Consider the following 25,384-nt stretch of genomic DNA (forward strand, 5'->3'; position numbering starts at 1 on the left):
GTTACTCCTCGGACAGGATAGGTTGGGTGCCAACGATGCTGAGACCATAAGCATCGATGCCCAGATAAACAGTGTCGGGGCTGTCGGTCAGCAGGATCAGCTCGCGAAGCCCCATGTTCGACAACATCTGCGCGCCAAGACCAGTGTGTTTGATCGTACGCGGGCCTTCGTCTTCATTGGCGTAAAGGCTGTGACGCGGCTCGCGGAACAGGCAGACAACGCCCCGCCCCGCTTCGGCGATTTTCTTCATGGCACTGGGCAGTTCATCCGCCGGTTTTGGCCCCAACCCCAGTACATCTCCGGCTTCGTGCAACGCGTGGGTCCGTACCAGAACCGGCTCCGGTGTGGTGATGTCGCCTTTGACCAGAACAACATGCTCAACACCATGGATCTGGTCGGTAAAGATACGCATCTCCCAATCGCCGCCAAACTCGGATTGCACGGTTTCCCGCGAGGTTTCCACCACAAGGTTGTCATTGCGCGAGCGATAGGCGATCAGGTCGCTGATCGTGCCGATTTTCAGCCCATGCTTCTGCGCCACCTCTACCAGTTCCGGCAGACGCGCCATGGTGCCGTCTTCGTTCATGATCTCGCAGATCACCGCACTCGGGTGCAACCCCGCCAGCCGCGAAATATCCACCGAGGCTTCGGTATGGCCCGCACGTACCAGCACGCCACCGCGCTTGGCCCGCAAGGGGAAGACATGGCCCGGCGTCGCAATGCTCGCCATGGTGTTCTGCTCGTTGATTGCCGTGGCGATGGTCAGCGCCCGGTCGCCTGCGGAAATTCCGGTCGACACGCCCTCGCGCGCCTCGATCGACACCGTAAAGGCGGTCTCGTGACGTGAGGAGTTGTTCACTGCCATCATCGGCAGACCAAGGTTGTCAATCCGCTCGGCTGTCATCGGCAGACAGATCAGCCCGCGCCCATAGGTGGCCATGAAGTTCACGGCCGCTGCATCGGCAAATTCAGCCGGAATGATAAAGTCGCCTTCGTTCTCGCGATCCTCGTGATCGACCAGAATATAGATACGCCCCTGGCGTGCCTCTTCGATAATTTCTTCGATCGGGCTGATCGCGCCACTCAGGGATTGCTCAACGGGGCCGGGTTTTTCAAAAGACATGCGGATACTCTCGCCAAATAGGTTGCGGTCGGGATAGACCATGAGGCCCGCGAAGACCAGAGGGGCATGCGTCCCAAAACGCAGCTTAGGCGACAGGACGGGCGAAAATCCTTAGGACCAGGTGAAGCTGGGCTGTTCAAAATCCGCAACCCGCGTTTCTCGCCCCCGCAGCGCAATCTCGCGGAACTGGTAGAGCATGGCGGCAGTCGGCGCGAAAATGTTGTGGCCCAACGTTGGGAGATAGGCTGAAAAGACGGGGGCCTCGCCTGTGCGCGCCGCGCGCATTTCGGGAATGTCGGGACTGTTCAACTCGTCAAAGGGCACAAAAAACACCTCCTGCACCTCGCCCGGGTCCGGTCGAACATCCTGCGCGGTCCCGCCCCGGATCACAAAAGGCGCAATCCGAAACCCCGAACGGGTTTCAAAATCATCCAGTCGCCCCAGAACATCCGCCTCTCCCAGGTCCAGACCCACCTCTTCGCGCACCTCGCGCAGGGCTGCCTGCAGCTCGGTCTCGCCATCGTCCAACCGACCTCCGGGCAAAGCGTACTGACCGGCATGCCGGTTCATCGTGGCCGGGCGCAGGGTCAGCAGCACGCTGGGCACGTTGTCCTTGGGCGATGGCATCACCACCAGCGCCACGGCGGCCTGTCGCAGACCGGGCCGTGTCACTTTCACCGGAGCAAACCGGCCCAGCCTGTCGCGCAGCGTGGCCTCCAGCTGTGGATCAAAGGATGAAAACTGCATGAACCTCTCCAAAGCCGTAAGTATCCGGCCATGTTAGCCAGTCCGGTCCTCGCGCGTCACCCGTCCCTTGCGGCATGACGCGACGTTCTCTGTCTTTTGGGGCCACACACGACCCTGACCCGAGGGCCCACGCAAATCTGACAATGCCACGCGCCTCACTTTCCGCAAGAACCGGGTCGCGTGCGGCGCACGCTCTCGATCATAACGTTCTTGACCCATTCAACCCGGAGCCCCTTCGAATGCCCAAACCTCCAACGCCATCCATGGATGTCAAAGCCACGGTCATGCTGATCGCGCTGGCCGCCGTCTGGGGCAGCTCGTTTTTCTTTGCCGAAATCGCCCTGCGCGAAGTTCCTCCCTTCACGATCACGCTCCACAGGGTGTTCTGGGCGACTCCGATCCTCGGCCTGATCGTCTGGCTGAAACGCATCCCCATCCCCCGTGCGCCACGTATCTGGGGCGCGTATCTGGTCATGGGGGCGCTCAACAATGCCATTCCGTTTTCACTGATCTTCTGGGGTCAAACCCAGATCAACTCGGGGCTGGCGTCGATCCTCAATGGCACCACTGCGATGTTTGGTGCGGTGGTGACCGGGCTATTGCTGAAGGACGAGCCCCTGACGGCGCGCAAAATCATCGGCGCGGGCCTCGGCCTTGCCGGTGTGGCCTTTATCATGGGGCCAGACGCCCTGCGCAGATTTGATCTTGGAAACCTGGCGCAACTCGCGATCCTGGGCGCAGCCCTGTCCTATGCCTTTGCCGGGGTTTGGGGGCGGGTTGGCCTCGCCGGTCAGCCGCCACTGATGAACGCACTTGGCATGGTGATGGGCAGCACGCTTTTGATGATCCCAATTGTTCTGATGGTTGATGGCCCGCCACGTCTTGATCTGGCGTTTGGCACCTGGTCCGCCCTTCTGGCCGTGGCGGCTCTGTCCACATCACTGGCCTATGTGCTTTACTTCGCCATTCTGGCGCGGGCCGGTGCGGCCAACCTTCTTTTGGTGACGCTGCTGATTCCGCCCTTTGCGATTGGCCTGGGTGTGATGTTCCTGAACGAACAGATGAAACCCGAGGCCTGGGTCGGTTTTGCCATTATCGCACTCGGCTTTGCGGTCACTGACGGGCGGCTCTTTGGGCGATTGCGCGGGGACCAGCACCTCCGTACGTGACGCGTGTGCCCGCATTCAAAACCTGCAGGTCAATTTCTGTCTTCCCCGAACCGCACGGGCGATCTAGGCTCGCCCGGCACTCAGGAAAGACACACCATGCGACTGTCACGAATGCTCACTGCTGTAGAAGCTCATGCAGAAGGCGAACCGGGCCGCGTTATCACTGGCGGCATGCCCCGGCTCGACGGGGCCACGGTCTTTGAGAAAATGCAGGATCTTCAGGCCCGCCATGACGATATCCGGACCCTGATGTTGCAAGAGCCGCGTGGCTATCCGGCGCTGTGCTGCAACGCCCTGGTCCCGCCCAGTCACCCCGCGGCTGATGCGGGCTTTATCATCATGGAGCAAACCGAATATCCGCCGATGAGCGGATCAAACACGATTTGCGTGACCACCGTTCTTTTGGAAACCGGCATCCTGCCCATGGTGGAACCCATCACCGAACTGACCCTGGAAAGCCCCGCAGGTCTGATCCGGGTGCGTGCCGAGTGTCATGACGGCAAAGTCACGCGCGTCACCTTTCGCAACGTCCCGGCTTTTGCGCTTCATCTGGATGCACCGGTCGAGGTTGCAGGCCTCGGCACGGTGCAGGTCGATGTGGCCTGGGGTGGCATGTTCTTTGTTCTGGCCAATGCGGATGACTTGGGGATCTCTCTTGCCCCGGACAATGGCCGCGAGATTGTCCGCGTCTCCGAGGCCATCCGCCACGCCACTGCCGAGCAGTTGCCGGTGTCCCATCCGGACAATCCCGACATCACCGGACCTACAATCACAAACCTTTGGGGGGCACCTGTTGACCCCGCCACGGACGGGCGCGGTGTCATAACCCTTTCTACCGGGCCATTCGACCCCGACAATCCCCAAGCGGCCAGCGGCATCTTTGACCGCTCGCCCTGCGGCACGGGCACATGCGCCAAGATGGCCGTGCTGCACGCACGCGGGGAGCTTGATGTCGGACAGGACTTTGTCAACGCGGGGCCCATGGGCACCACCTTTACCGGACGCATTGTTGAAGAGACCAAAGTCGGCCCCTACCCCGCGATTGTGCCGACGTTGTCGGGCCAGGGGTGGATCTATGGCACGACAAACTGGACGCTTGACCCAAACGATCCGTTTCAAACCGGATTTACCATCGGCGACGTGTGGTAGCCGGGCAGAGAAAATCTTCTAGAAGATTTTCCACACAGCAGATTTTCTAGAAAATCTGCAACCGATGGTTAACCGCGCTTTAAGCCATGTTAATAGCGCGCAACAGTGCGTGTCGGTTCAAAACACCGACATAATACCGACGTTGAACCGACGTGATACAGACGCAGGTTTTGGCGCACTTTTGACAGGTTAATTCGACATCTCGGCCAGCCGCGCGACATAGCGCGCCAGCGTGTCGATTTCCAGATTCACCTGATCGCCAACCTTGGCGTCGCCCCAGGTTGTCATCTCTTTGGTGTGGGGAATGAAGTTGATCCCAAACTCGCAGCCATCGACTTCGTTGACCGTCAACGACGTGCCATTCAGCGCCACGGACCCCTTGGGGGCAATGAACTTTGCCAGAGCTTCCGGCGCGCGCAGGGTGACGCGCGTTGAATCGCCTTCGTCCTGCATAGCCACAATATCTGCCACCCCATCGACGTGTCCCGACACGATATGGCCGCCCAACTCGTCACCAACTTTCAGCGCACGTTCAAGGTTGACCCGCTTGCCGACCTGCCAGCCGCCTAGGTTGGTCTTGGACACGGTCTCGGCACTGATCTCAACGTCGTACCAATGGTCCCCCAGCTCGATCACCGTAAGACACACACCGTCACTCGCGATGGACGCGCCCATATCAATCCCGGCGGTGTCATAGCCGGTCTCGATCCGGGCTCTCAGATCGCCTCGTTTCTCCAACTCACGGATGGTTCCGATATCGGTGATGATGCCTGTAAACATGGGCTTTCCCCCCGCCAAATGCCGCCACTCCCGAGACCTACCCCGCCACGCCTGTGCGCGCAAGTCGCCTTACTTTCGTCAAATGATTTGAGTAACGTCTCACTAAGAACTTGCGATATAGACAGGTTGAGATGGCAAAATCGAGTGGCAAAGACAGAGTCTTTCTGTTCCTGCAAGGACCGCACGGACCGTTCTTTAGCGGCCTGGCTAAGATGCTGCGCCGTTCCGGTGCCACTGTCTGGCGCGTGGGGTTCAACGCTGGTGATGCGTTTTTCTGGTCCGACCGCAAAAGCTTTCTTCCGTTTCAGGACGACCCGGCAGATTGGCCCGACCGATTTGACAATATCTGCGCTGAAAAAGGCATCACTGACATCGTCCTATATGGCGATGTGCGTCCAATCCATGCGCAGGCTGTGGAACGTGCCAAACTCGCGGGTATCCGGGTCCATGTCTTTGAAGAGGGATATCTGCGCCCGTTCTGGGTGACCTATGAACGGGGCGGATCCAACGGTCATTCCCGCCTGATGAACATGACCATCCCCGACATGGAAAAAGCGCTAGAGGGCACCGACATGGACACGCCCATGCCGCCTGCCCATTGGGGCGACATGCGCCATCATGTGTTCTACGGTTTTGCCTATCACTGGTTCATCATGTTTCTGAACCAGCAGTTCCGCAATTTCAAACCGCACCGGGACTTGCCCGTGACGCGTGAATTTCAGCTGTACCTTCAAAGGCTTCTGTTGATGCCTGCGCTGGCGGTTGAGCGCCGCGCCGCCACGTTGCGTATTCGCTATGGCGGCTTTCCCTATCATCTGGCGCTGCTGCAACTGGAACATGACAGCTCGTTTCAGGAGCATTCGCCGTTTTCTTCCATGACCGAATTCCTGGAACTGGTGATTACGGAATTCGCCCGTGGTGCCCCGGCACACCATCACCTTGTCTTCAAAGCCCACCCTCTCGAGGATGGTCGCGTTCCCGTGCGCCGTGAAATCGCGCGCCTCGCCCGCGAGCATGATTTGTCGGACCGTGTGCACTATGTTCGCGGCGGTAAACTGGCCCAACTTCTCAACGAAGCCCGCAGCGCTGTCACCGTAAACTCAACCGCGGCTCAGCAGGTGCTGTGGCGTGGCATCCCGCTCAAGATTTTCGGCAAGGCGGTCTATGATCAACCCGAGTTTGTGAGCACACAGCCGCTCTCCAATTTCTTTGCCGGTGCCACCCGCCCGGACAACCGCGCCTACAAGGTCTATCGCCGCTTTCTGCTGGAAACCAGCCAGGTGGGCGGAGGGTTTTACTCGGCGCGCGGTCGGCGTCAGCTGATGCGACACGTGGTGGATATGATGCTGTCCGAGGAAGACCCTTATCAGGCACTGCATTCCGGCACAGCGGCTCCAAGGCAACAGTTGCGTCTGATCAAGTGACAACCACAAGGTATAGCGCTGGATTTTCATTCCGGATTCCGGTAGTTTAAAGAAAAAACCTGAGGCAGAAAATAACAGGTCGAGGAGACCGAGCAGTGAAATCCTTAGAAAAACGCTGGGCGAAGTGTGCCGCGGTTCTGGCTGCGTTGACGATTGTGTCATCCTGCGATCTCATTCCGCGCGCTGGTCCAAACAAGTCCGAAATCTATTCCGGCTCTGTGCAGCGCGAAGGTGACGCCTATGTGGTGGCCGTCAATGACCGCGTGACCCGCGCAACCGCCGTCGTTCCCGCTCTGGGCTTTACCGATTCTTTCAAGAATGCAGGCGTATTGGGCTCAGATACCATTCGCCCGGGTGACATTCTATCCATGACGATCTGGGAGAACGTTGACAAACCACTGCTGGGTCCAGAAGGCCAGGTTGCCGCTGTTCTGGAAGAGGTTCAGGTCGACGGCGCCGGGTTTATTTTTGTGCCTTATGCGGGCCGCATCCGGGCCGCCGGCAACACTCCGGAATCGATCCGTCGAATTATCGTCGGAAAACTCTCTGAACAAACCCCCGACCCCCAGGTCGAAGTGCGTCGCGTCGCTGGTGACGGATCGACCGTTTCACTGGTGGGTTCGGTCGGGGCGCAGGGCGTCTATCCGATTGAGCGGCCAACGCGCACACTCTCAACGATGCTTGCCAATGCAGGCGGTGTCACCATCACCCCGGAGATTGCACAGGTCACGGTTTTGCGTGGCAATTCAACCGGCAAAATCTGGCTGCAAGATCTGTACGAACACCCGCAACTGGATATTGCGCTGCGTGGCGGTGACCGCATTCTGGTCGAGGAAGACACCCGCGCCTTTACAGCACTTGGCGCAACAGGCACCCAGAGCCGTGTGAACTTTGAAACCAAGGATATGTCCGCCCTCGAGGCCATTGCCCAAGTGGGCGGCATTCTCGCCAGCCAGGGCGACCCGACCGGGGTCTTTATCTTCCGCAACGAAGCGGATGATATCTCGAACCAGGTTTTGGGGCGCAACGATCTTCAGGGTGCGCAACGCATGGTCTATGTGCTCGATCTGACGCAACCCAATGGCATGTTCGTGGCGCGCGATTTCGTGGTCCGTGACGGTGACACACTTTATGTAACCGAAGCGCCGATCACCACGTGGGACAAAACCATTTCTGCAATCACGGGAACCCTCACCTCGGCTGACACGATTGGCGGGCTGGGCGGTCTATAACTTGGCACAAATGTCCCAAGACATTAAAGCCGCCGAAGACACAGATCTTCGGCGGCTTTTCGCCTTCAATGGCGGCTTTTTCACGCAATCCCGCATCAAGCGCATTTTGCAACTTGCCGGGTACCGCATCACCGTTGGCAAACCCGGCCCGGATGATTTGATTGCCGTCTGGGGACAAAGCCCGACCGCGGGTCGTGGCGAAGCCGTCTCTGACCTGACCGGGGCTGGGGTTGTCTACGTCGAAGATGCCTTTCTGCGCAGCCTGCACCCCGGACGCGAAGCGGGCGAGCCGCCCTTGGGTCTTTTTATCGATGCCAAAGCTCCACACTTCGACCCCTCTCGTCCGTCAGACCTCGAAACCCTTCTCGCCACGCATCCGCTGGACGACAGTGCCCTGCTCGCGCGGGCGCGGGGGTGCATCGCGCGCCTAAAGGAAGCGCATCTTTCAAAGTATGCCGCCAATGACCCAAAGCTGCCCCCACCGGAACCGGGCTATGTCCTGGTTGTGGATCAAACCCGCGGAGATGCATCGGTCACGGCCTCTAACGCAGGCGACGCCGAATTTCGCGAAATGCTGGTGATGGCTCAGGAGGAACATCCAGGCTGCAGGGTTCTCATCAAAACTCATCCCGAGACGGCCCAAGGTCATCGACAAGGTTACTTTGATGCATCGGACGAAACAGCAAGGGTTACCCTATGCACGGAACCGCATTCCCCTTGGATCCTATTTGAAGGTGCTGTGGGGGTTTACACAGTGTCCTCACAGATGGGGTTCGAGGCCATTTTTGCCGGCCATAAGCCTCGTGTCTTTGGCCAACCTTTTTATGCGGGATGGGGGCTGACAACCGACGAGCGCCCGGTAGACCGCCGCCAGCGCAAGCTGACGCGATCACAACTCTTTGCGGCTGCAATGATCCTGTACCCTACCTGGTATGACCCCTTTCTCGACAAACTGACCACTCCGGAACGCGTGATTGACACGCTTGACGCCATGGCGCGCGCCTGGCGTCAGGACCGCAATGGGTGGAACGCTTATGGTATGCGCCTGTGGAAACGCAAACCGCTACAGCGTTTTTTTGGTGCCGAGCGACCAGTGCGATTTGGCAAGCTCGACAAGGATCGGCCCAATATGGTTTGGGGCATGAAGGACGGCCCCGAACACAGCCAGCGGTGCGAGGACGGTTTCTTGCGATCGCGCGGATTGGGGGCAGAACTTGTGCCACCCTTGTCGCTGGTGCTGGATGACCTGGGGATCTACTACGATCCGACCCGCGAAAGTCGGTTGGAAAGGTTGATCTCTCAGCGTGCAGACTTGCGGCCGGATCAAAGCTTGCGCGCAGAAAAACTCATGATGTCTCTGCGCAAGCATCGGGTCAGCAAGTACAATCTTGATGGAGACCTGCCAGAGTTGCCGAAAGGGCGGCGTATTCTGGTGCCCGGTCAGGTCGAAGATGATGCCTCGATTGTCTGTGGCACAGAAAACATCCGCACCAACCGTGCCTTGCTAGAGGCCGCTGTGCAGGAGAACCCTGACGCCGTTGTGATCTACAAACCCCACCCGGACGTTCTGGCAGGCCTGCGCATTGGACAAGTGCAAGACGCGCATCTCCTGGCACATGTTGTCCTGGAGCAGGTCGACATGGCTGTCCTGCTCGAGCATGTTGACGAAGTCTGGACCATGACCTCGGGCACCGGTTTCGAAGCGCTGCTGCGCGGCAAACGGGTGGTCACCTTCGGCACACCTTTCTACGCAGGTTGGGGGCTGACAGAGGACCGAGGGCGCATCCCGGCTCGACGGGCGGCCGAGCCTTCGATTGAAGGGTTGGTGCACGCAGCTCTGATCGACTATCCGCGTTACTTTGATCCCAAGATGGGCCTACCCTGCCCAGTCGAGGTGGCCCTGGACCGTCTGTCGAGCGGAGAAGTACCGCATCCCGGCGCGGCAAATCGCGCTTTGGCCAAACTGCAGGGGCTGCTGGCAAGCCAAAGCTGGCTTTGGCGTCCCCGCTAGATTAACGCCGCCAGACTGACATCATGTCGGGCCCGATGCGCTGCTGATCCACCAACCGAAATCGCGGTGCATCAGCCAAACGTTCGATGCCCATGGCACCAATGGCTGGGTGGCCTTCGGCCCCCAAGGTGAGACCCGCGTGGAACGTGATCAACTCGTCAACCAGATCCGCAGCGAGGAAAGAGGCCGCAAGCGCGCCACCACCTTCGGAGAAAACACGGGTCAACCCTTGCGCACCCAAGGCTTGCAGAACCGAGGCGGGTGACAAATGGACCCCTTCGACATCACACGACAACATCACCGCACCAAGGTCTTGCCATGTGTTGATCAACATAGGATCCGCATCCCGCCCATGGGCGATCCAAACCGGCACGTCACGGGCAGTTCTGGCGAGGATGCCCATCAAGGGCAGATCGAGCCGTCGCGAAACCACAACCCGCACTGGCTGACGCGATACCCCCATATCGCGCACCGTGAGCGACGGATCGTCCACACGCGCCGTACCGCCCCCGACCATAACCGCGTCATGCCGCGCCCGCATCGCATGCACCAAACGCCGCGAGGACGGGCCGGTGATCCATTGGCTTTCTCCGGTCGCGGTGGCGATCCGACCATCCAGACTAACTGCAAGCTTGAGGGTCAGAAACGGTCGCCCCAAATCGGTCTTCAGAAAGAACCCCTGCAAGTCGTGGGCCGCTTCGTCACGCAAAACCCCCACGTCAACCCGGATGCCCGCAGCACGTAGCATCTCTAGCCCCTTGCCCGAGACCCGGCTGTCGCTGTCTTCGACAGCAACAACAACGCGGGCTATACCCGCGGCAATCAAGGCGTCAGCGCAAGGCGGCGTATGTCCATGATGGGCACAGGGTTCCAGCGTGACATAGGCCGTCGCCCCTCGCGCGGCCTGGCCGGCTTGTGCCAAGGCTTCGGTTTCTGCGTGCGGTCTCCCGCCGGGTTGTGTCCAACCGCGACCGACAATGCGCCCGTCACGCACGATCACGCAGCCCACCGCAGGGTTGGGCCACGTATTCCCCTGCCCCCGACGCCCAAGCGTCAGGGCCAGCGCCATATAGCGCGTATCAGACAGTGTTACTCTTCCTGTTGCCCGTCGGGCCGCAGTTCCGAGACAAACTTGTCAAAGTCATCTGCAGCCTGGAAGTTTTTGTAAACGCTGGCAAAACGCACATAGGCCACGGTGTCGATGCGGGCCAATGCCTCCATCACGATCTCACCAATGGTCTTGGACGGAATATCCGTCTCGCCCATGCTTTCCAGACGTCGCACGATGCCCGATATCATCTGGTCAATGCGCTCTGGGTCAACCGGTCGCTTCTGCATGGAGATCCGAATTGAGCGTTCCAGCTTGTCACGGTCGAAATCTTCGCGACGTCCGTTTGATTTCACCACCACCAGGTCGCGCAGCTGCACGCGTTCATAGGTGGTAAACCGTCCGCCACACGCCGGACAGAACCGGCGGCGCCGGATCGAAACGTGATCCTCGGCGGGGCGTGAATCTTTGACCTGAGTGTCGATATTTCCGCAAAACGGGCAGCGCATTGGCCTTCCCCTTATAGTCGTCTCTGCCTCTGGTAGTTGGGTGTTGCCCCAACTTATCCACAGGCACTATAGGACGGCCTCAACAGTTTGGGTAGGGGGCAAATTGAACCGCTAGATGAGCGATTCATTATGTCACGGGGAAACTTTTTTTGTTTTCCCCCTGTTGCAACCCAGGTGCAGGCCCCATCTAGGAGTCAAGAAGTTTCCTCCAAGACTTCCTAAAGCGGTCCGAACCAGCCGCTGAATTCATGCAGAAAGATGCGCCGCTACACCCCTCGTGTGCGGCGCATTTCTGTGTTCAAAGAGGTAAATTCCCTGCCACGTACCAAGAGCCAGACGCCCGTCTGTGACCGGAATCGACAGGCTGACCGGCAATAAGGCCGCCTTGATATGGGCAGGCATGTCGTCAGGACCTTCGTAGGTATGTGTCAAATAGGACATGGTCGGATCGGTGGTCGGCGGGACCAGCCGATGAAAGAAGTTGCGCAGGTCAATCTGAACCTCTGGATCAGCGTTTTCCTGTATCAGGAGACTGCAGGACGTATGACGCACAAAAAGGGTCAGCAGCCCATCCCCTGCCCCTGCGCCGCGAACCCAAGCCGTCACATCATGGGTGAATTCATAGAGCCCCTGCCCGTGCGTCGGAATGGTGAACTCGGTCTGCATCGACCTCAGGCCTGCCCAACCATGGTGCGCCCGCGTCGGTCATTCCTGAGTGCCGCATAGAGCACATGGGTCCGCCAGCGACCATCGATCTGTAAATAGCTTTGGGCCACGCCTTCATACTTGAACCCGGCTTTCTCCAGCACCCTGCGAGAGGCAACGTTATCAGGCAAGCAGGCCGCTTCAATCCTGCTCAGGTCCATCTGGACAAAGGCATGGTGGACCACAGCCTCGATCGTTTCACGCATGTACCCCTGGCGCGCGTATCTTTCGGCGATCCAATAGCCCAGCGTGCCAGATTGGGCAGGCCCGCGGCGAATGTTGTCGAGGGTAATGGCCCCTAGCAACGCCTCATCCCCACGACGGATCAGAAACAGAGGCATCGCGTGGCCGTTCGTGATCGACCGCTGCGCCCAATACACTCGGTTGGTAAAACTTTTCCGGGTCAGGTGATCAGCCGACCAGGCGGGCTCCCATGGGATCAGAAAGTCTGCGTTTTCGCTCCGCAGTCCTGACCAGTCGCGAAAATCCGAGTGAATGGGCGGCCTGAGTGTCAGCCGCTCGGTTTCAATCCGGACCTTCCGACGAGAGAGCAACATCAGGCGGCGCGACGCTCCTGTAACTTGTCCAGCTCCGGTGCAGCACTGATTGGTCCGTATAGAGCCAGTGCAGGGCGCGCGGTGACTGCCATATGTTCGGCAAACCTGCGCACATCCTCATCTGTCACGGCATCGATGCGTTCCACCGTCTCGGCAAGGTCCGGAATGCGATCCCAGATCGCCAGCATACGGGCCAGACGTTCAGCGCGGCTGGACGGGCTTTCCAGCCCCATCAGCATGCCAGCCTTCATCTGTGTCCGGGCGCGGGCAATTTCCTGCGGGTTCATATCCTCGGCAGCGCGCTTCAGCTCATCGATGGTGATCTCGGCGAGATCAGCAATCTGATCGCCGGATGTGCCTGCATAGATCGTGGTCATGCCAGTATCGGCATAAGCCCCAGTCTGGGCGTAAATCGTGTAGCAGAGACCACGCTTCTCACGCACTTCCTGGAACAGACGCGATGACATGCCTCCACCCAGTGCGGTCGAGTAAATCTGTGCGGTGTAGATTGCCGGATCACGGTAATCAGGGCTTTCCAGCCCCAAGGCGAAATGCGCCTGCTCCAGCGATTTCTCCGTGCGATATTCCCCGCCATGAAACCGCGCCGCATCCAGGCCCAGCACCTTGCCACCAGACATCTCGCCAAACATGTCTTCCGCAATGCGCACGATCTCGTCATGGTCGACGCCACCAGCGGCGGCGAGCACCATGCGTTCAGGACGATAGTGCTCAGCGACAAACTGGGAGAGGTCATCGCGACCAAAGGCGCGCACGCGATCTTCTGCCCCCAGAATAGTACGTCCGATGGATTGATCGGGATAAGCACGTTCCTGAAGCCAGTCAAAGATCACATCATCCGGTGTATCCAGCGACTGGCCAATCTCTTGAAGGATCACGCCACGCTCAATCTCAATCTCATTGGCATCGAAGATCGGGTTCAAAACGATGTCGCCGATCACGTCCAGTGCCAGCGCAACGTCTCCCTTGAGCACGCGCGCATAGTAGGCCGTGACTTCGCGGCTGGTGTAGGCGTTGATGTACCCGCCCACATCCTCGATTGCCTCGGCAATCTCCAACGCGTTGCGCTTTTCCGTGCCCTTGAAAGCCATGTGTTCCAGGAAATGGGCAATGCCGTTTTGCGGCTGGCGTTCGTGACGCCCGCCTGCATTGACCCAAATACCAATCGAAGCACTTTCGAGACCGGGCATATGCTCGGTCACGATGCGAAAGCCGTTGGGCAGCGTGTGAATTCGTGTTGTCAACGTGCGGCGATCCGCTCTTTTATGAGGGCCTTCAGGTGCTCAAGGTCATTGGGCACCCGCGTGACACGCTCAGGTTTATCCATCATGTCCACCATATGTGGCGGCAGGCCGGGGCGAGCGCCCATTGCCTGTTCCACTGCATCGGGGAACTTGGCAGGGTGCGCGGTGGCCAATGTGATCATCGGGCAGTCACCCAAATGTTCGTTCGCGACCTTTACCCCAACAGCCGAGTGCGGGCAAAGCACTTCTCCGGTTTTGGTGTAGGCGCCTGTGATCGTCGCCATGGTTTCGTCTTCTGAGGCGCAGCCGGAATTAAAATTCTCGCGCAGCACGTCCATCGCCCCCTGGCTGATGGTGAAGGACCCGTCTCTCAGGTCATCCATGGATTGCGCGACCGCATTGCCATCGCGGCCATAGGCGTCAAACAACGCGCGTTCAAAGTTCGACGAAACCTGAATGTCCATAGATGGAGAAATCGACGGGGTCACACCCTCTTTGGTGTAGGCGGAGGTTTCCATCGTGCGGTGCAGGATGTCATTCTGGTTGGTGGCGATCACCAGACGATCAATCGGCAGGCCCATTTTCTTGGCGATGTAGCCGGCAAAGATGTCGCCAAAGTTGCCCGTGGGCACGGTGAACGAAATCTTGCGGTCAGGCGCGCCGAGCGACACGGCGGTCGAGAAGTAGTATACCACTTGCGCCAGCACCCGCGCCCAGTTGATCGAGTTCACTCCGGCAAGTTTCACGCCATCGCGAAACTCAAAGTCATTGAACATGTCCTTAAGCTTGGCCTGGCAGTCGTCGAAATCACCGTCCAGCGCGAGGGCGTGCACATTGGCATCCTCCGGCGTCGTCATTTGCTTGCGCTGGATGTCCGAGACGCGGCCATGCGGGAACAGGATAAAGACGTCGACATTGTCGAGACCCCGGAATGCTTCAATTGCGGCAGATCCTGTATCGCCTGAGGTCGCACCAACAATGGTCACGCGTTCATTGCGGCGCGCCAGCGAAAACTGGAACAGTTGGCCGATCAGCTGCATGGCAAAGTCTTTGAACGCCAGTGTCGGCCCGTGAAACAGCTCCATCAGGAAATGGTTCGGCGCCAGCTGCACCAACGGTGCACGAGCGTCGTGGCGGAACCCAGCATAGGCGCGCGCGATGATGCCTTGGAACTCTTCATCGGTGAAAGCGTCTCCGACAAAGGGGCGCATGACACGGAACGCGGTCTCTTCATAGGACAGGCCCGCCAGCGCAGCGATCTCGTCCTTGGACATGGTCGGAACAGTCTCGGGAACGTAAAGTCCTCCGTCGCGGGCGAGGCCCGTCAACATGGCGTCTTCGAATGTCAGCTCCGGGGCGGTGCCACGGGTCGAGATGTATTTCACGAGTCTCAGGCCTTTTTGGTTTTGCGCGTGCGGCGCAGGTAATACAGGGTCATGGCCATCCACACAATCGCTAGACCGTACCAAGTGACCACATATTCCAAGTGATCATTGGGAATACCGGAGCTGTCGAGCGGAAGCGGCGTCACGCCCGTGTCTTTTTCCGACATGTCGCGGGCAATCAGCAGGATTGGTTCCGATCGCAGGGCCTTTGCCATCACCGGAACGTCTCGGGCGAACCAGATATTTCCGTCAACATCATTTTCCGGCGTGTAGCTGTCACGCTCGTCAGGCCAGTGAAGATTGCCGGTGACGGTTGCGGGGCCTGTGAAGCGCGTCGCGTCCTTGTCCGGGATCGGAACAAAGCCGCGATCCACCATGATGCGACGACCATCATCGGTCTCAAACGCCGAGACAACGCGATACCCGGCGCCCAGCTGTTTGGTGCTGACAAGAAAGTGTAGTTCGTCTGCGGTAAAGGTGCCCGTCACACTGGCCGCAAGCATTCGATCCCTCTCGGGGGCCGGTTTGCTCGGAATGGCCACGGGCTGATCCCCGATACGCGCGTCGATATCTGCCAGAAATGCCTCTTTCTCGGCCATGCGGCGCACTTGCCAATTGCCCAGCGACACGAGGATCGCAGTGCCAACAATGCCAAAGACCAGCGGAAGGATAAATCGGTTCAACGGGGCTACCCAGAAAAGGAAAATCGCGGGAGGCCGTTGCCACCCGCGATTTGGTTTACGCGTATTGTCCGCGGTGTTTCAACCGCAAAGGCTTAGCCGCCCCAGATGTAGACAGCTGCGAAGAGGAACAACCAGACAACGTCAACAAAGTGCCAGTACCAGGCAGCCGCCTCAAAGCCGACGTGGCTCTCTGGCGTGAAGTGTCCCGCTTGCAGACGGATCAGGCAAACCAGCAGGAAGATGGTGCCAATGATCACGTGGAAGCCATGGAAGCCGGTCGCCATGAAGAAGTTGGCGCCATAGATGTTGCCCGAGAAACCAAAGGCGGCGTGTTGATACTCGTAGAACTGGAAGACAGTAAAGACAACGCCAAGCACAACAGCCAGGATCAGACCCCATTTCATGTCGTTGCGGTTGTTCTCATGTGCAATCGCGTGGTGCGCCCAAGTGGCGGCCATACCCGAGCACAACAGGATCAGCGTGTTGATCAGCGGCAGGTGCCACGGATCAAAGGTCTCGATACCAACCGGGGGCCAGACGCCGTCAATGGCAGGGCTTTCGGGGCCCATCGGGTAGATGGCGTGTTTGAAGAAACTCCAGAACCATGCCGAGAAGAACATCACTTCGGACATGATGAACAGAACAACGCCATAGCGCAGGCCGATCTTCACGACGGGGGTATGATCTACGCCGCCATTGCCCTCGGCGACAACTTCCGACCACCAGCCGAACATGACGTAGAGAACCATTGCGAGGCCAATAAAGAACATCCACGGGGTGTTGTTTTGAACCTGCGGAGAAATCCAGAGAACTGCGCCAAACAGCATAATGAATGCGCCCAGCCCGCCCAGCAGCGGCCAAAGCGACGGCGGCAGAATGTGATAATCGTGGTTTTTTTCGTGCGCCATTTTTGGTCTTTCCCTCGTTGGAAGGCTTTTAGTTAACTTCGGTTTCGTTTGTCCCGACCAAAGAGGCAGTCTCTTCGGGCAGGTCGATTTCATGGAACGTGTAGCTGAGCGTGATGCTGTGAACGTACTTTGCATCCCGATCCGTCACGATTTCGGGGTCGACGTAGAATGAGACCGGCATCGTCACACGCTCGCCGGGCTGCAAAACCTGCTCTTCAAAGCAGAAACAGTCGATCTTGGTAAAAAAGCCACCCGCCTCATAGGGGGTCACGTTGTAACTGGCTGCCCCCGCAATCGGGCGGTCAGTGGGATTGTAAGCCTCGTAAAACGCCAGCCCGGTTTCACCGATGCGAATTTCCATCTGGCGCTGCATGGGTTTGAATTCCCATGGAAAGTCGCGCTCTTTCGAGGCGTCGAACCGGACCTTGATGGTTTTTTCGAGGATCACATCAGAGCCAGCCTCGGCAACACTTGTCGCACCGCCAAAACCGGTGACACGGCAGAACCAGTCGTAAAAAGGCACTGACGCCCATGCCAGCGCGCCCATCGTCACAACAACGCCAACCAGCTTAAGCACGGTTTTATTTTGTTGGTTCATCGCCATCAGTTCTGAATCGCTGCGTTTTCGGGCTCGTAATCGCCGCGTGTGACTTTGACGACCGTCAGTCCAAAGACGATCACGATAAATCCAACCAGCACCGCCGCAAGACCGACATTGCGGCCCAGACGGCGTTTGTGCAGTTCGTGTTCAACCTGAAAACCCATGACTTACCAGCCTCCCAATCCGTAAGGAGCCAGAGTCGCCTCGGCCAGGATCGCACCAAAGTGCAGGAACAGATAGAGAAGAGACAGGCCAAAGAACGATTTTTCGCGCTTGTAGTTGTCGGCCTCGGCAACTTCTTCATCGCGGCGCCAGATCGAGATCGCACCGGCAATGAACAACCCGTTGAGGATCAGCGCCACGGTCAGGTAGATCGGACCACCTACACCGGTAAAGGCCATGCCAACAGCCACAACGGCCAGAAGCAGCGTATAAACCAGGATATGGGTGCGTGTCGATTTGCGCCCATGGGTCACGTGCAGCATCGGTACGCCCGCATCCTTGTAATCCGACTTCATGAACAGGCACAGAGCCCAGAAGTGCGGCGGTGTCCACATGAATGTCAGGGTGAACATCAACACACTTTCGACCGACACACCGCCCGTGGCGACAGCCCAACCGATCATCGGAGGGAAAGCCCCGGCCGCACCGCCGATCACGATGTTCTGGGGCGTCCAGCGCTTCAGCCACATGGTGTAGATCACCACGTAGAAGAAGATGGTAAAGGCCAAAAGCAGGCCCGCAAAGATGTTCGACGCCAGCGCCAGCATGATGCAGGCAAAGACCGAGAGGGTCATGCCAATGGCAAAGGCCTCGTCGCGGGTAACCTTGCCCGAAGGAATGGGGCGCGACTGGGTACGCTTCATCACCGCGTCGATGTCAGCGTCCCACCACATGTTCAGCGCACCCGAAGCACCACCGCCAACGGCGATGAACAGGATCGACGCAAAGGCGATCATCGGGTGAACATCAACCGGTGCTGCCAAAAGGCCGACCAGCGCCGTGAAGACAACCAACGACATGACGCGCGGCTTCAGCAACGCGAAATAGTCGCCGAAACCGGCTTCCTGGGTCTGTAGGTTGGTATTGAGGCTTGCGTCGCTCATGGGTTGTCCTGTTGGTGAGGCGGGGATTTCCCCGCCCTACATCAGTTTACTGGGTGACTTGCGCGGTTTGCACGGTCGGGAGGGTCGACATGTCGCCGGCATATTCCTCGATCGCACCTTGCAGCCACGCGTCGTATTCGGCCTGGGTCACAACTTCGACAGTGATCGGCATATAGGCGTGGTCCTTGCCGCAAAGCTCGGAACATTGACCAAAATAGATGCCCTCTTTGCCTTCGTCGACGTTGAACCACAGCTCAGCCAGACGGCCGGGAACCGCATCCTGTTTCACGCCGAACGCAGGAATGGTCCACGAGTGGATCACGTCCGCGGCGGTCACCTGCATCACGATGGTCTTGCCCGAGGGCACAACGACCTTGGTATCAGTGGCCAGAAGGTATTCATCCGAGTTGTAGCCGTTTTCTTCCAGCTCTTCTTTGGCCAGCAGGAAGCTTTCAAACTCGAACTCGTGATCGACATACTCATAGCCCCAGTACCACTGGTAGCCGGTCACCTTGATGGTGATGTCCGCTTCGGGGATTTCCTGCTGCTTGAACAGGACCGGCAAGCTGAACGCCCCGATGAACACCAGAATCAGGATCGGACCGATGGTCCATGCGATCTCGACCGGGGTGTTATGGGTAAAAGTCGCCGGGTTGGGGTTGGCGCGGCGGTTGAAGCGCAGGATAATGTAGCCCACCAGACCGCACACAAACAGTACGATCACGGTGATGATCACCAGAATCATGTAGTCGAGCGACTGCAGGTCACGCGCCAGTTCGGTCGCGGCAGGTTGCCAGCCCATCAGGCCGTCAACAGGCTTACCAATGGTCTCAGCAGCCTGCGCCACTGCCGGGAGAGCCATGATTGCTGCCATCAAGCCCAGGATTTTCGTTAGAATTCGCATAGTTCACCCTGATCGGTTGCGGTGTTGTTTTATCTCGGTCCTTGCAAAAATCCGCCCCACTGGGCGGAATCTCGCTGTTGTATCGCTGCTAGAAACCATATTCTATCAGCCAAATAAAGAAGTCAGCCCGCGTCAAACGGACGCTTTTTTTGACTTAGATCAAATTCCGAAAGGAAAATCCATATGACGCAGATCAAATTCCGCCCTTTTGATACGGTTCTGGACCCGGAATTTGCGCTTGGGCAACTTCGCGCGGCTACGGCGGGCGCGGATGACGGTGAATTGTTCATGGAACGGCGCCGATCCGAGGCTTTGGTATTCGATGACGGACGGCTCAAGACAGCGTCTTACGATGCGTCCGAGGGATTCGGCCTGCGCGCCGTGCGTGGCGAGGTTTCGGGCTATGCCCATTCGTCGGAAATCTCCGAAGCCGCGCTGACCCGCGCCGTGGAAACTGCCCGGTTGGCCGTGGGGGAAGGCGGCGGCACGCTTGCTGCAGGTCCCGTTGCCACCAACCGCAAACTATATACTGACGATGATCCGATTGCCGGTGCCCCTCTGCCCGTCAAGATCGACACATTACGCGAGATCGACGCCTTTGCCCGCGATCTGGATTCGCGTGTGGTTCAGGTCTCTGCCACATTGGCGGCCTCGCACCAGGAAGTGGTCATTCTGCGACCCGACGGGCAACAGATCAGCGATGTGCGCCCGATGACGCGCGTGAATGTCTCGGTCATCGTGGAACAAAACGGCCGTCGCGAAAGCGGCAGTGCCGGGGGCGGCGGCCGGCTGGGTCTGGATGGGTTGATTGATCCCGCAGACTGGCAGGCCAAGACCCGCGAAGCACTGCGTATTGCGCTGGTGAATCTTGAGGCCGTCCCTGCCCCGGCTGGTGCCATGCAGGTTGTGCTTGGCCCGGGCTGGCCCGGTATCCTTTTGCACGAGGCCGTTGGACACGGTCTGGAAGGTGACTTTAACCGCAAAGGCAGTTCAAAGTTTTCCGGTCTGATTGGATCGCGTGTGGCATCACCCGGCGTGACCGTTGTCGATGATGGCACAATTCCTGATCGGCGCGGATCGATCACGGTGGATGACGAGGGCACACCTTCGAGGCGCAACGTCCTGATCGAAGACGGCATCCTTGTTGGCTATATGCAGGATCGTCAGAACGCGCGCCTGATGGGTGTTGATCCGACCGGCAACGGACGACGTGAGAGCTTTGCCCATCCCCCAATGCCGCGCATGACCAACACCTATATGCAGGGCGGCGAGAGCGATCCGATAGATCTGGTGGCATCGCTGAAGGATGGGATCTACGCAGTTGGCTTTGGCGGCGGTCAGGTCGACATCACAAATGGCAAGTTCGTGTTCTCCTGCACCGAGGCTTATCGCGTTGAGAATGGCAAGATCGGCGCGCCGGTGAACGGGGCCACCCTGATCGGGGATGGGGCCACGGCAATGAAACAGATCCGCGGACTGGGCAACGACATGGCGCTTGATCCCGGTATGGGCAATTGCGGCAAGGCTGGACAATGGGTGCCGGTTGGCGTTGGGCAACCGACGGTGCTGATGGACGGGCTGACAGTAGGTGGGTCGGCGGCTTAAGTTTTCTGGATTCCCTGTCTTGGTTTACGCGCTGTTAACCAGGGGCGCGCTAAACCTGATTCTGCAAGCAGGCGGAGCTACGGATGACCGGAACCCACAATTCTTCCACTCACCCCCAACTCCCACCCACCACGGAAGAACAACGGTTTGCGTGGCTCCGCCTTTTGCGTTCCCGACGTGTCGGCATCGCAACCTTTCATCGATTGTTAAAGGAATTTGGCAGCGCCGAGGCGGCTTTGGCAGCTTTGCCTGAGATTGCTGCTGAAGCCGGAGAAACCAACTATCAGCCCTGCGACCCAGCGCGCATTGCCCGCGAACTGGCAACCGGCGCGGCGGCTGGTGCCCGTCTGATTGCGATGGGCCAAGCAGAGTATCCCGCGCCGCTTTCCGAGTTGTCTGATGCACCACCGCTTTTGTGGACAATTGGCGATACCACGCTCGCCAATCGCCCGATGATTGCCATGGTGGGTGCGCGCAACGCTTCGTCTTTGGGCCAACGCATGGCGCGCTCCCTGGCTAAAGATCTCGGCGAGGCGGGGTTTGTTGTCGTATCGGGATTGGCCCGAGGCATCGACACTGCAGCGCATCAGGCCAGCCTGAAGACCGGCTCGATTGCCGTTCAGGCAGGCGGTGTCGACGTGATTTACCCGGCTGAGAATACCCCCTTGGCCGAACAGTTGGCCACTCACGGCCTGCGCCTGTCGGAATGCCCCATGGGCACTGTTCCGCAGGCGCGCCATTTCCCGGTGCGCAACCGGATTATTTCGGGCCTAAGCCGCGCGGTCATCGTGGTTGAGGCGGCGGGCCGGTCGGGCAGTCTCATCACAGCCCGCGATGCGCTTGACCAGGGTCGAGAGGTTCTGGCGGTGCCGGGACATCCCTTTGATGCCCGCGCTTCGGGGTGCAACATGCTGATCCGGGATGGCGCGACACTTGTTCGCTCAGCCAACGACGTGATTGAAGCCATTGGTGAGGCCATACGACCACAGGCAGCGCCTGCGCAGGATACACTCCCGCTTGGGCCCGCCCCGGAAACACCAGCGCCGCGCACATTGCGCGAAACATCTGATCTGCACATGCAGATTCTCAACCACCTTGGCCCGGCCCCTTTGGCAGAGGACCAGTTGATCCGGGATCTCGCATCCTCGGCCAAACGGGTGACCCCGGTTCTGATGGATCTTGAACTAGAAGGGCGAATCACGCGCCAGGCCGGGGGGCTGTTGTCACGGGTCTGACCGTGAAACGCCGGTCAAAGCCCGCGACAAAACTCTTCGATCACGGGTCGGTACTCAGCACAAAGCGGTTCCCAAGCGAACCAGACATCTCCTGCGCCATAGGACCAATGAACCGCCACCCAGGTGTCGCCGGATTTCCGATAGAGAACAAGAAAGTCTTCCTGGCCTTCCATTTCCAGATCAATCTCTCCTAAGCGCGCCCCGGGCGTCCTGTGCATATCGATGGCCTTGCCCCCGGGGCGTTGAGCCGTCAGCGCTCCAAAGCCAATATTTCCAGCGCGTCGCAGATCATGCACAACAAATTGCACCGGGTCGCCGAACAGCCACTCTGCGTGTGGACGAACCGCATCCATCATAGCTTTGCGATCATAGGTTCCACGGGCAGGCTCGCTCCAGTCAGCAGCGTTTACAGCCCCAGCCATCATCATCAAAATCGTTGCGATCACGCGCATCTGAAACCTCCTCAAAGACAGCTTGACCCTACATGCCGCGTCAAAATTGTCACAACAAATATCACGCCTCATTGACATTCCCCCCTTCCACCCCACATTTTTCGCCGCCATAACGACCGCTCCGAGTCGAGAGGAAATTTCATGCCAGTAGTCGTTGTCGAATCCCCGGCAAAAGCCAAAACAATCAACAAATACTTGGGGTCCAACTATACTGTTCTGGCATCATATGGTCACGTGCGTGACCTGCCTGCCAAGGACGGCTCAGTTGATACCGCAAACGAATTTGACATGACTTGGGAGGTCGGTAACGACTCTCGCAAGCACGTCAAAGCCATTGCCGACGCCCTGAAAGAAGACAACAACCTGATCCTCGCCACCGACCCCGATCGCGAAGGTGAGGCCATCAGCTGGCACCTTGAAGAGGCCCTGCGCAAACGTCGCGCCATCAAAAAAGACACGCCCGTCAGTCGCGTGGTCTTTAATGCGATCACCAAGTCCGCTGTTACCGAAGCGATGCAGAACCCGCGCGACATCGACCAGCCTCTGGTCGACGCCTACCTCGCGCGGCGGGCACTCGATTATCTTGTGGGATTTAACTTGTCACCGGTCCTGTGGCGCAAGCTGCCCGGTGCCCGCTCCGCGGGGCGCGTTCAGTCGGTCTGCCTGCGACTGATCGTCGAACGCGAGATGGAGATCGAGGCGTTCAAGGCGCGGGAATACTGGAGCGTCAAGGCGTTGCTCGCGACTCCGCGAGGCCAGGAATTTGAAGCGCGCTTGACGGTTTTGGGCGGAGAAAAGCTCGACAAATATGGGCTGGAAAACAGCACGGCAGCAGAGTTGGCCGTTCAGGCCATCCAATCCCGCGATCTGAAGATCGCCTCGGTCGAGGCCAAACCGGCCAGCCGCAACCCTTCGGCCCCCTTCATGACCTCAACCCTTCAACAGGAAGCCAGCCGTAAATTTGGCATGGGCGCGCGCCAGTGTATGAGCACGGCCCAGCGGCTGTACGAGGCCGGGTACATCACCTATATGCGGACCGATGGCATCGACATGGCGCCCGAAGCAGTGTCCGCCACGCGCGACGCGATCAAAGAACGTTATGGTGCAGAGTATGTCCCCGCATCGCCGCGTATCTACAAGAACAAGGCAAAGAACGCCCAAGAGGCCCACGAATGTATCCGTCCAACGGACATGATGCGCACGGCGGATGACCTGCAGCGGCTCGAAGCCGATCAGCGCAAGCTATATGACCTGATCTGGAAACGCACCATCGCCTGCCAGATGGAAGGCGCGCGCCTGGAGCGCACGACCGTAGACATTGCCAGCGATGACTCGCAGGTCGTCTTGCGGGCCACGGGTCAGGTGGTACTGTTTGACGGCTTCCTGCGGGTCTACGAAGAAGGTCGCGATGATGTTGTCGACGATGACGACAAGCGTCTGCCGCAAATCATGCAGGGCGAAAAGGCCGACAAACGGACCGTGACGCCCGAACAACATTTCACTCAACCCCCGCCGCGCTATACCGAGGCAACATTGGTCAAGCGCATGGAAGAGCTGGGCATCGGACGCCCGTCGACCTATGCCAGCGTGATCACCACGATTCAGGATCGTGAGTATGTGCGGAAAGACAAAAACCGTTTGTTCCCAGAGGATAAGGGGCGGATTGTCACGATCTTCCTTCTGAACTTCTTCCGTCAGTACGTCGGTTATGAGTTCACCGCGAACCTTGAAGAAGAGCTGGACGATGTCTCGGCCGGCGAGCGCAATTACAAGAACGTTCTGAGCCGCTTCTGGAAGGACTTCTCGGCGGCGATTGCAGAAACGTCCGAGTTGCGCATTTCCGAGGTTCTGGATGTCCTGGACGACGCCCTGGCCCCACAACTCTATCCTCCGAAAGAGGATGGATCAGACCCGCGGGTTTGCCCGAAATGTGGACAAGGACAGTTGCACCTGAAATCCTCGCGCACGGGTGGTTTCGTGGGCTGTGGCAACTATCCGGAATGCACCTATACCCGCCCCATCGCTGGTGAAGGTGCGGATGGTGATGAACGTGTTCTGGGTGAAGATGCCGGTGACGAGATCTGGCTGAAAGCCGGACGTTTTGGTCCCTATGTGCAACGTGGTGAACCGACCCCGGAAAACAAGAAACCGCCGCGCGCGTCACTGCCACGCGGGTGGAACAAAGAGGACATGGACCTTGAAAAGGCGCTTGTCCTGTTGAGCCTGCCGCGCCAGATCGGGGATCACCCCGAAGGTGGCGCGATCTCGTCCAATTTCGGCCGGTTCGGTCCATATGTCATGCACCAATTGCCCGACGAGGCAAAACCGGTTTACGCAAACCTCAAAGACCCGAACGATGTCTTCGAGATCGGCATGAACCGCGCCGTCGAACTCTTGGCCGAAAAACGCGCCAATCCCGGGCGGCGTGGCAGCAGTGCCGCGGCAAAACCGCTGAAGGAGCTGGGCGAGCATCCCGAAAGCGGCGGGCCCGTGAATGTCATGGAAGGCCGCTATGGTCCCTATGTTAAGTGGGAAAAGGTTAATGCCACCCTGCCCAAGGGAACGGAGCCCGCTGACGTCACCATGGAGATGGCCGTCGCGCTGATCGCAGAGAAGGCCTCGAAAAAGGGCACCAAGCGCAAAGCGCCCGCAAAGAAAAAGGCCGCGCCCAAAAAGTCAGCGGCCAAGTAGCGCCCGGCCTTGGCCGTCCTCACAATTCCGCGAGTCACATGCACGTGACTTGCGGAACACCCGTTGCGTCACCAGATAACTGGTCAAATCGAGCGCGA

The 25,384-nt window shown here is 58.8% G+C and carries 24 protein-coding genes; 8 read left to right on the forward strand and 16 right to left on the reverse strand.

The genetic code is table 11. The annotated features are described in order from the left end of the window. Nucleotide 1: 1 nt before the first annotated feature. Both ribB and EK369_RS10630 read right to left on the reverse strand, forming a co-directional pair. Nucleotides 2-1,123, reverse strand: a complete 1,122-nt coding sequence (ribB, locus tag EK369_RS10625; RefSeq protein ID WP_127114483.1) for a 3,4-dihydroxy-2-butanone-4-phosphate synthase — start codon at nt 1,121-1,123, stop codon at nt 2-4. Between the two features lie 111 nt (nt 1,124-1,234). Continuing rightward, nucleotides 1,235-1,870 carry an NUDIX hydrolase gene (locus EK369_RS10630; RefSeq protein ID WP_127114223.1) on the reverse strand — a complete coding sequence of 212 codons (636 nt, stop codon included), beginning with the start codon at nt 1,868-1,870 and terminating at the stop codon, nt 1,235-1,237. Nucleotides 1,871-2,109: 239 nt separating this feature from the next. Here EK369_RS10630 and EK369_RS10635 point away from each other — a divergent pair, with 239 nt between their 5' ends. After that, entirely contained in the window at nt 2,110-3,039 is a 930-nt protein-coding gene (locus EK369_RS10635) for a DMT family transporter (protein WP_235871399.1), read from the forward strand. Between the two features lie 96 nt (nt 3,040-3,135). Beyond that, on the forward strand, nt 3,136-4,188 hold the full coding sequence (locus EK369_RS10640) for a proline racemase family protein (RefSeq protein WP_127114224.1): 1,053 nt from the start codon (nt 3,136-3,138) through the stop codon (nt 4,186-4,188). A 189-nt stretch (nt 4,189-4,377) separates the two neighbouring features. On the opposite strand, the gene EK369_RS10645 is transcribed toward EK369_RS10640, so the two are convergent. After that, on the reverse strand, nt 4,378-4,968 hold the full coding sequence (locus EK369_RS10645) for a riboflavin synthase (RefSeq protein WP_127114225.1): 591 nt from the start codon (nt 4,966-4,968) through the stop codon (nt 4,378-4,380). Nucleotides 4,969-5,099: 131 nt separating this feature from the next. On the opposite strand from EK369_RS10645, the gene EK369_RS10650 reads away from it, so the two are divergent. The 3 genes from EK369_RS10650 (at nt 5,100) to EK369_RS10660 (ending at nt 9,635) form a co-directional block, all read left to right on the forward strand. Further along, nucleotides 5,100-6,392 (forward strand): capsule polysaccharide biogenesis protein, encoded by a 1,293-nt coding sequence (locus EK369_RS10650; RefSeq protein ID WP_127114226.1) that lies wholly within the window; start codon nt 5,100-5,102, stop codon nt 6,390-6,392. Between the two features lie 95 nt (nt 6,393-6,487). After that, entirely contained in the window at nt 6,488-7,624 is a 1,137-nt protein-coding gene (locus tag EK369_RS10655) for a polysaccharide biosynthesis/export family protein (protein ID WP_235871400.1), read from the forward strand. 10 nt (nt 7,625-7,634) lie between these two features. Next, entirely contained in the window at nt 7,635-9,635 is a 2,001-nt protein-coding gene (locus tag EK369_RS10660) for a capsule polysaccharide biogenesis protein (protein ID WP_127114227.1), read from the forward strand. A gap of 1 nt (nt 9,636) precedes the next feature. Here the strand turns inward: EK369_RS10660 and ribD are convergent, their stop codons facing one another. From ribD to coxB, 12 genes are all read right to left on the reverse strand, one after another. Next, entirely contained in the window at nt 9,637-10,704 is a 1,068-nt protein-coding gene (gene ribD, locus EK369_RS10665; RefSeq protein WP_127114228.1) for a bifunctional diaminohydroxyphosphoribosylaminopyrimidine deaminase/5-amino-6-(5-phosphoribosylamino)uracil reductase RibD, read from the reverse strand. Between the two features lie 20 nt (nt 10,705-10,724). Then, nucleotides 10,725-11,192, reverse strand: a complete 468-nt coding sequence (gene nrdR / locus EK369_RS10670; protein WP_127114229.1) for a transcriptional regulator NrdR — start codon at nt 11,190-11,192, stop codon at nt 10,725-10,727. Nucleotides 11,193-11,438: 246 nt separating this feature from the next. Further along, entirely contained in the window at nt 11,439-11,858 is a 420-nt protein-coding gene (locus EK369_RS10675; protein ID WP_127114230.1) for a secondary thiamine-phosphate synthase enzyme YjbQ, read from the reverse strand. A 5-nt stretch (nt 11,859-11,863) separates the two neighbouring features. Next, on the reverse strand, nt 11,864-12,454 hold the full coding sequence (locus tag EK369_RS10680) for a GNAT family N-acetyltransferase (RefSeq protein ID WP_127114231.1): 591 nt from the start codon (nt 12,452-12,454) through the stop codon (nt 11,864-11,866). Continuing rightward, a complete protein-coding gene (locus EK369_RS10685; protein ID WP_127114232.1) occupies nt 12,454-13,716 on the reverse strand; it encodes a M16 family metallopeptidase in 1,263 nt (420 codons plus the stop codon). Before EK369_RS10685 ends, EK369_RS10680 begins: the two co-directional genes overlap by 1 nt. Then, nucleotides 13,713-15,101 carry a threonine synthase gene (gene thrC, locus EK369_RS10690; RefSeq protein ID WP_127114233.1) on the reverse strand — a complete coding sequence of 463 codons (1,389 nt, stop codon included), beginning with the start codon at nt 15,099-15,101 and terminating at the stop codon, nt 13,713-13,715. The genes EK369_RS10685 and thrC overlap by 4 nt, the downstream gene beginning before the upstream one ends. Before the next feature lie 5 nt (nt 15,102-15,106). Beyond that, the gene (locus EK369_RS10695; protein WP_127114234.1) at nt 15,107-15,784 is read right to left on the reverse strand and encodes an SURF1 family protein; all 678 of its coding nucleotides are present in this window, start codon (nt 15,782-15,784) and stop codon (nt 15,107-15,109) included. 92 nt (nt 15,785-15,876) lie between these two features. Further along, complete coding sequence (locus EK369_RS10700) at nt 15,877-16,692, reverse strand: cytochrome c oxidase subunit 3 (protein ID WP_127114235.1); 816 nt, start codon at nt 16,690-16,692, stop codon at nt 15,877-15,879. A gap of 28 nt (nt 16,693-16,720) precedes the next feature. After that, nucleotides 16,721-17,296: a cytochrome c oxidase assembly protein gene (locus EK369_RS10705; protein ID WP_127114236.1), complete on the reverse strand. Its 576-nt coding sequence runs from the start codon at nt 17,294-17,296 to the stop codon at nt 16,721-16,723. Continuing rightward, complete coding sequence (locus EK369_RS21780; RefSeq protein ID WP_164726965.1) at nt 17,296-17,457, reverse strand: cytochrome c oxidase system small membrane protein; 162 nt, start codon at nt 17,455-17,457, stop codon at nt 17,296-17,298. Before EK369_RS21780 ends, EK369_RS10705 begins: the two co-directional genes overlap by 1 nt. A 3-nt stretch (nt 17,458-17,460) precedes the next feature. Beyond that, entirely contained in the window at nt 17,461-18,399 is a 939-nt protein-coding gene (cyoE, locus tag EK369_RS10710; RefSeq protein ID WP_127114237.1) for a heme o synthase, read from the reverse strand. A gap of 46 nt (nt 18,400-18,445) precedes the next feature. Next, nucleotides 18,446-19,303 carry a cytochrome c oxidase subunit II gene (gene coxB, locus EK369_RS10715; protein ID WP_127114238.1) on the reverse strand — a complete coding sequence of 286 codons (858 nt, stop codon included), beginning with the start codon at nt 19,301-19,303 and terminating at the stop codon, nt 18,446-18,448. Nucleotides 19,304-19,486: 183 nt separating this feature from the next. Here coxB and tldD point away from each other — a divergent pair, with 183 nt between their 5' ends. After that, the gene (gene tldD, locus EK369_RS10720; RefSeq protein ID WP_127114239.1) at nt 19,487-20,908 is read left to right on the forward strand and encodes a metalloprotease TldD; all 1,422 of its coding nucleotides are present in this window, start codon (nt 19,487-19,489) and stop codon (nt 20,906-20,908) included. 83 nt (nt 20,909-20,991) lie between these two features. Next, on the forward strand, nt 20,992-22,143 hold the full coding sequence (gene dprA / locus EK369_RS10725; protein ID WP_127114240.1) for a DNA-processing protein DprA: 1,152 nt from the start codon (nt 20,992-20,994) through the stop codon (nt 22,141-22,143). Between the two features lie 14 nt (nt 22,144-22,157). Here the strand turns inward: dprA and EK369_RS10730 are convergent, their stop codons facing one another. Then, nucleotides 22,158-22,595, reverse strand: a complete 438-nt coding sequence (locus EK369_RS10730) for a hypothetical protein (RefSeq protein ID WP_127114241.1) — start codon at nt 22,593-22,595, stop codon at nt 22,158-22,160. A gap of 141 nt (nt 22,596-22,736) precedes the next feature. On the opposite strand from EK369_RS10730, the gene topA reads away from it, so the two are divergent. Next, nucleotides 22,737-25,286: a type I DNA topoisomerase gene (topA, locus tag EK369_RS10735; protein ID WP_127114242.1), complete on the forward strand. Its 2,550-nt coding sequence runs from the start codon at nt 22,737-22,739 to the stop codon at nt 25,284-25,286. The last annotated feature ends 98 nt before the right edge of the window (nt 25,287-25,384 follow it).

It is taken from the genome of Shimia sediminis (assembly GCF_003990645.1).
GTDB lineage: Bacteria > Pseudomonadota > Alphaproteobacteria > Rhodobacterales > Rhodobacteraceae > Shimia > Shimia sediminis.

Excerpts from the sequence above, each read along its gene's own strand:
- topA (WP_127114242.1), top strand. The coding sequence starts at position 22,737 with ATGCCAGTAGTCGTTGTCGAATCCCCGGCAAAAGCCAAAACAATCAAC.
- nrdR (WP_127114229.1), bottom strand. The coding sequence starts at position 11,192 with ATGCGCTGCCCGTTTTGCGGAAATATCGACACTCAGGTCAAAGATTCA.
- cyoE (WP_127114237.1), bottom strand. The coding sequence starts at position 18,399 with ATGAGCGACGCAAGCCTCAATACCAACCTACAGACCCAGGAAGCCGGT.
- EK369_RS10645 (WP_127114225.1), bottom strand. The coding sequence starts at position 4,968 with ATGTTTACAGGCATCATCACCGATATCGGAACCATCCGTGAGTTGGAG.
- EK369_RS10640 (WP_127114224.1), top strand. The coding sequence starts at position 3,136 with ATGCGACTGTCACGAATGCTCACTGCTGTAGAAGCTCATGCAGAAGGC.
- EK369_RS10730 (WP_127114241.1), bottom strand. The coding sequence starts at position 22,595 with ATGCGCGTGATCGCAACGATTTTGATGATGATGGCTGGGGCTGTAAAC.
- EK369_RS10700 (WP_127114235.1), bottom strand. The coding sequence starts at position 16,692 with ATGGCGCACGAAAAAAACCACGATTATCACATTCTGCCGCCGTCGCTT.
- ribB (WP_127114483.1), bottom strand. The coding sequence starts at position 1,123 with ATGTCTTTTGAAAAACCCGGCCCCGTTGAGCAATCCCTGAGTGGCGCG.
- EK369_RS10630 (WP_127114223.1), bottom strand. The coding sequence starts at position 1,870 with ATGCAGTTTTCATCCTTTGATCCACAGCTGGAGGCCACGCTGCGCGAC.
- EK369_RS10650 (WP_127114226.1), top strand. The coding sequence starts at position 5,100 with ATGGCAAAATCGAGTGGCAAAGACAGAGTCTTTCTGTTCCTGCAAGGA.
- EK369_RS10675 (WP_127114230.1), bottom strand. The coding sequence starts at position 11,858 with ATGCAGACCGAGTTCACCATTCCGACGCACGGGCAGGGGCTCTATGAA.
- EK369_RS10660 (WP_127114227.1), top strand. The coding sequence starts at position 7,635 with ATGTCCCAAGACATTAAAGCCGCCGAAGACACAGATCTTCGGCGGCTT.
- EK369_RS10705 (WP_127114236.1), bottom strand. The coding sequence starts at position 17,296 with ATGGCGATGAACCAACAAAATAAAACCGTGCTTAAGCTGGTTGGCGTT.
- dprA (WP_127114240.1), top strand. The coding sequence starts at position 20,992 with ATGACCGGAACCCACAATTCTTCCACTCACCCCCAACTCCCACCCACC.
- tldD (WP_127114239.1), top strand. The coding sequence starts at position 19,487 with ATGACGCAGATCAAATTCCGCCCTTTTGATACGGTTCTGGACCCGGAA.
- coxB (WP_127114238.1), bottom strand. The coding sequence starts at position 19,303 with ATGCGAATTCTAACGAAAATCCTGGGCTTGATGGCAGCAATCATGGCT.
- EK369_RS10635 (WP_235871399.1), top strand. The coding sequence starts at position 2,110 with ATGCCCAAACCTCCAACGCCATCCATGGATGTCAAAGCCACGGTCATG.
- EK369_RS21780 (WP_164726965.1), bottom strand. The coding sequence starts at position 17,457 with ATGGGTTTTCAGGTTGAACACGAACTGCACAAACGCCGTCTGGGCCGC.
- ribD (WP_127114228.1), bottom strand. The coding sequence starts at position 10,704 with ATGGCGCTGGCCCTGACGCTTGGGCGTCGGGGGCAGGGGAATACGTGG.
- EK369_RS10680 (WP_127114231.1), bottom strand. The coding sequence starts at position 12,454 with ATGTTGCTCTCTCGTCGGAAGGTCCGGATTGAAACCGAGCGGCTGACA.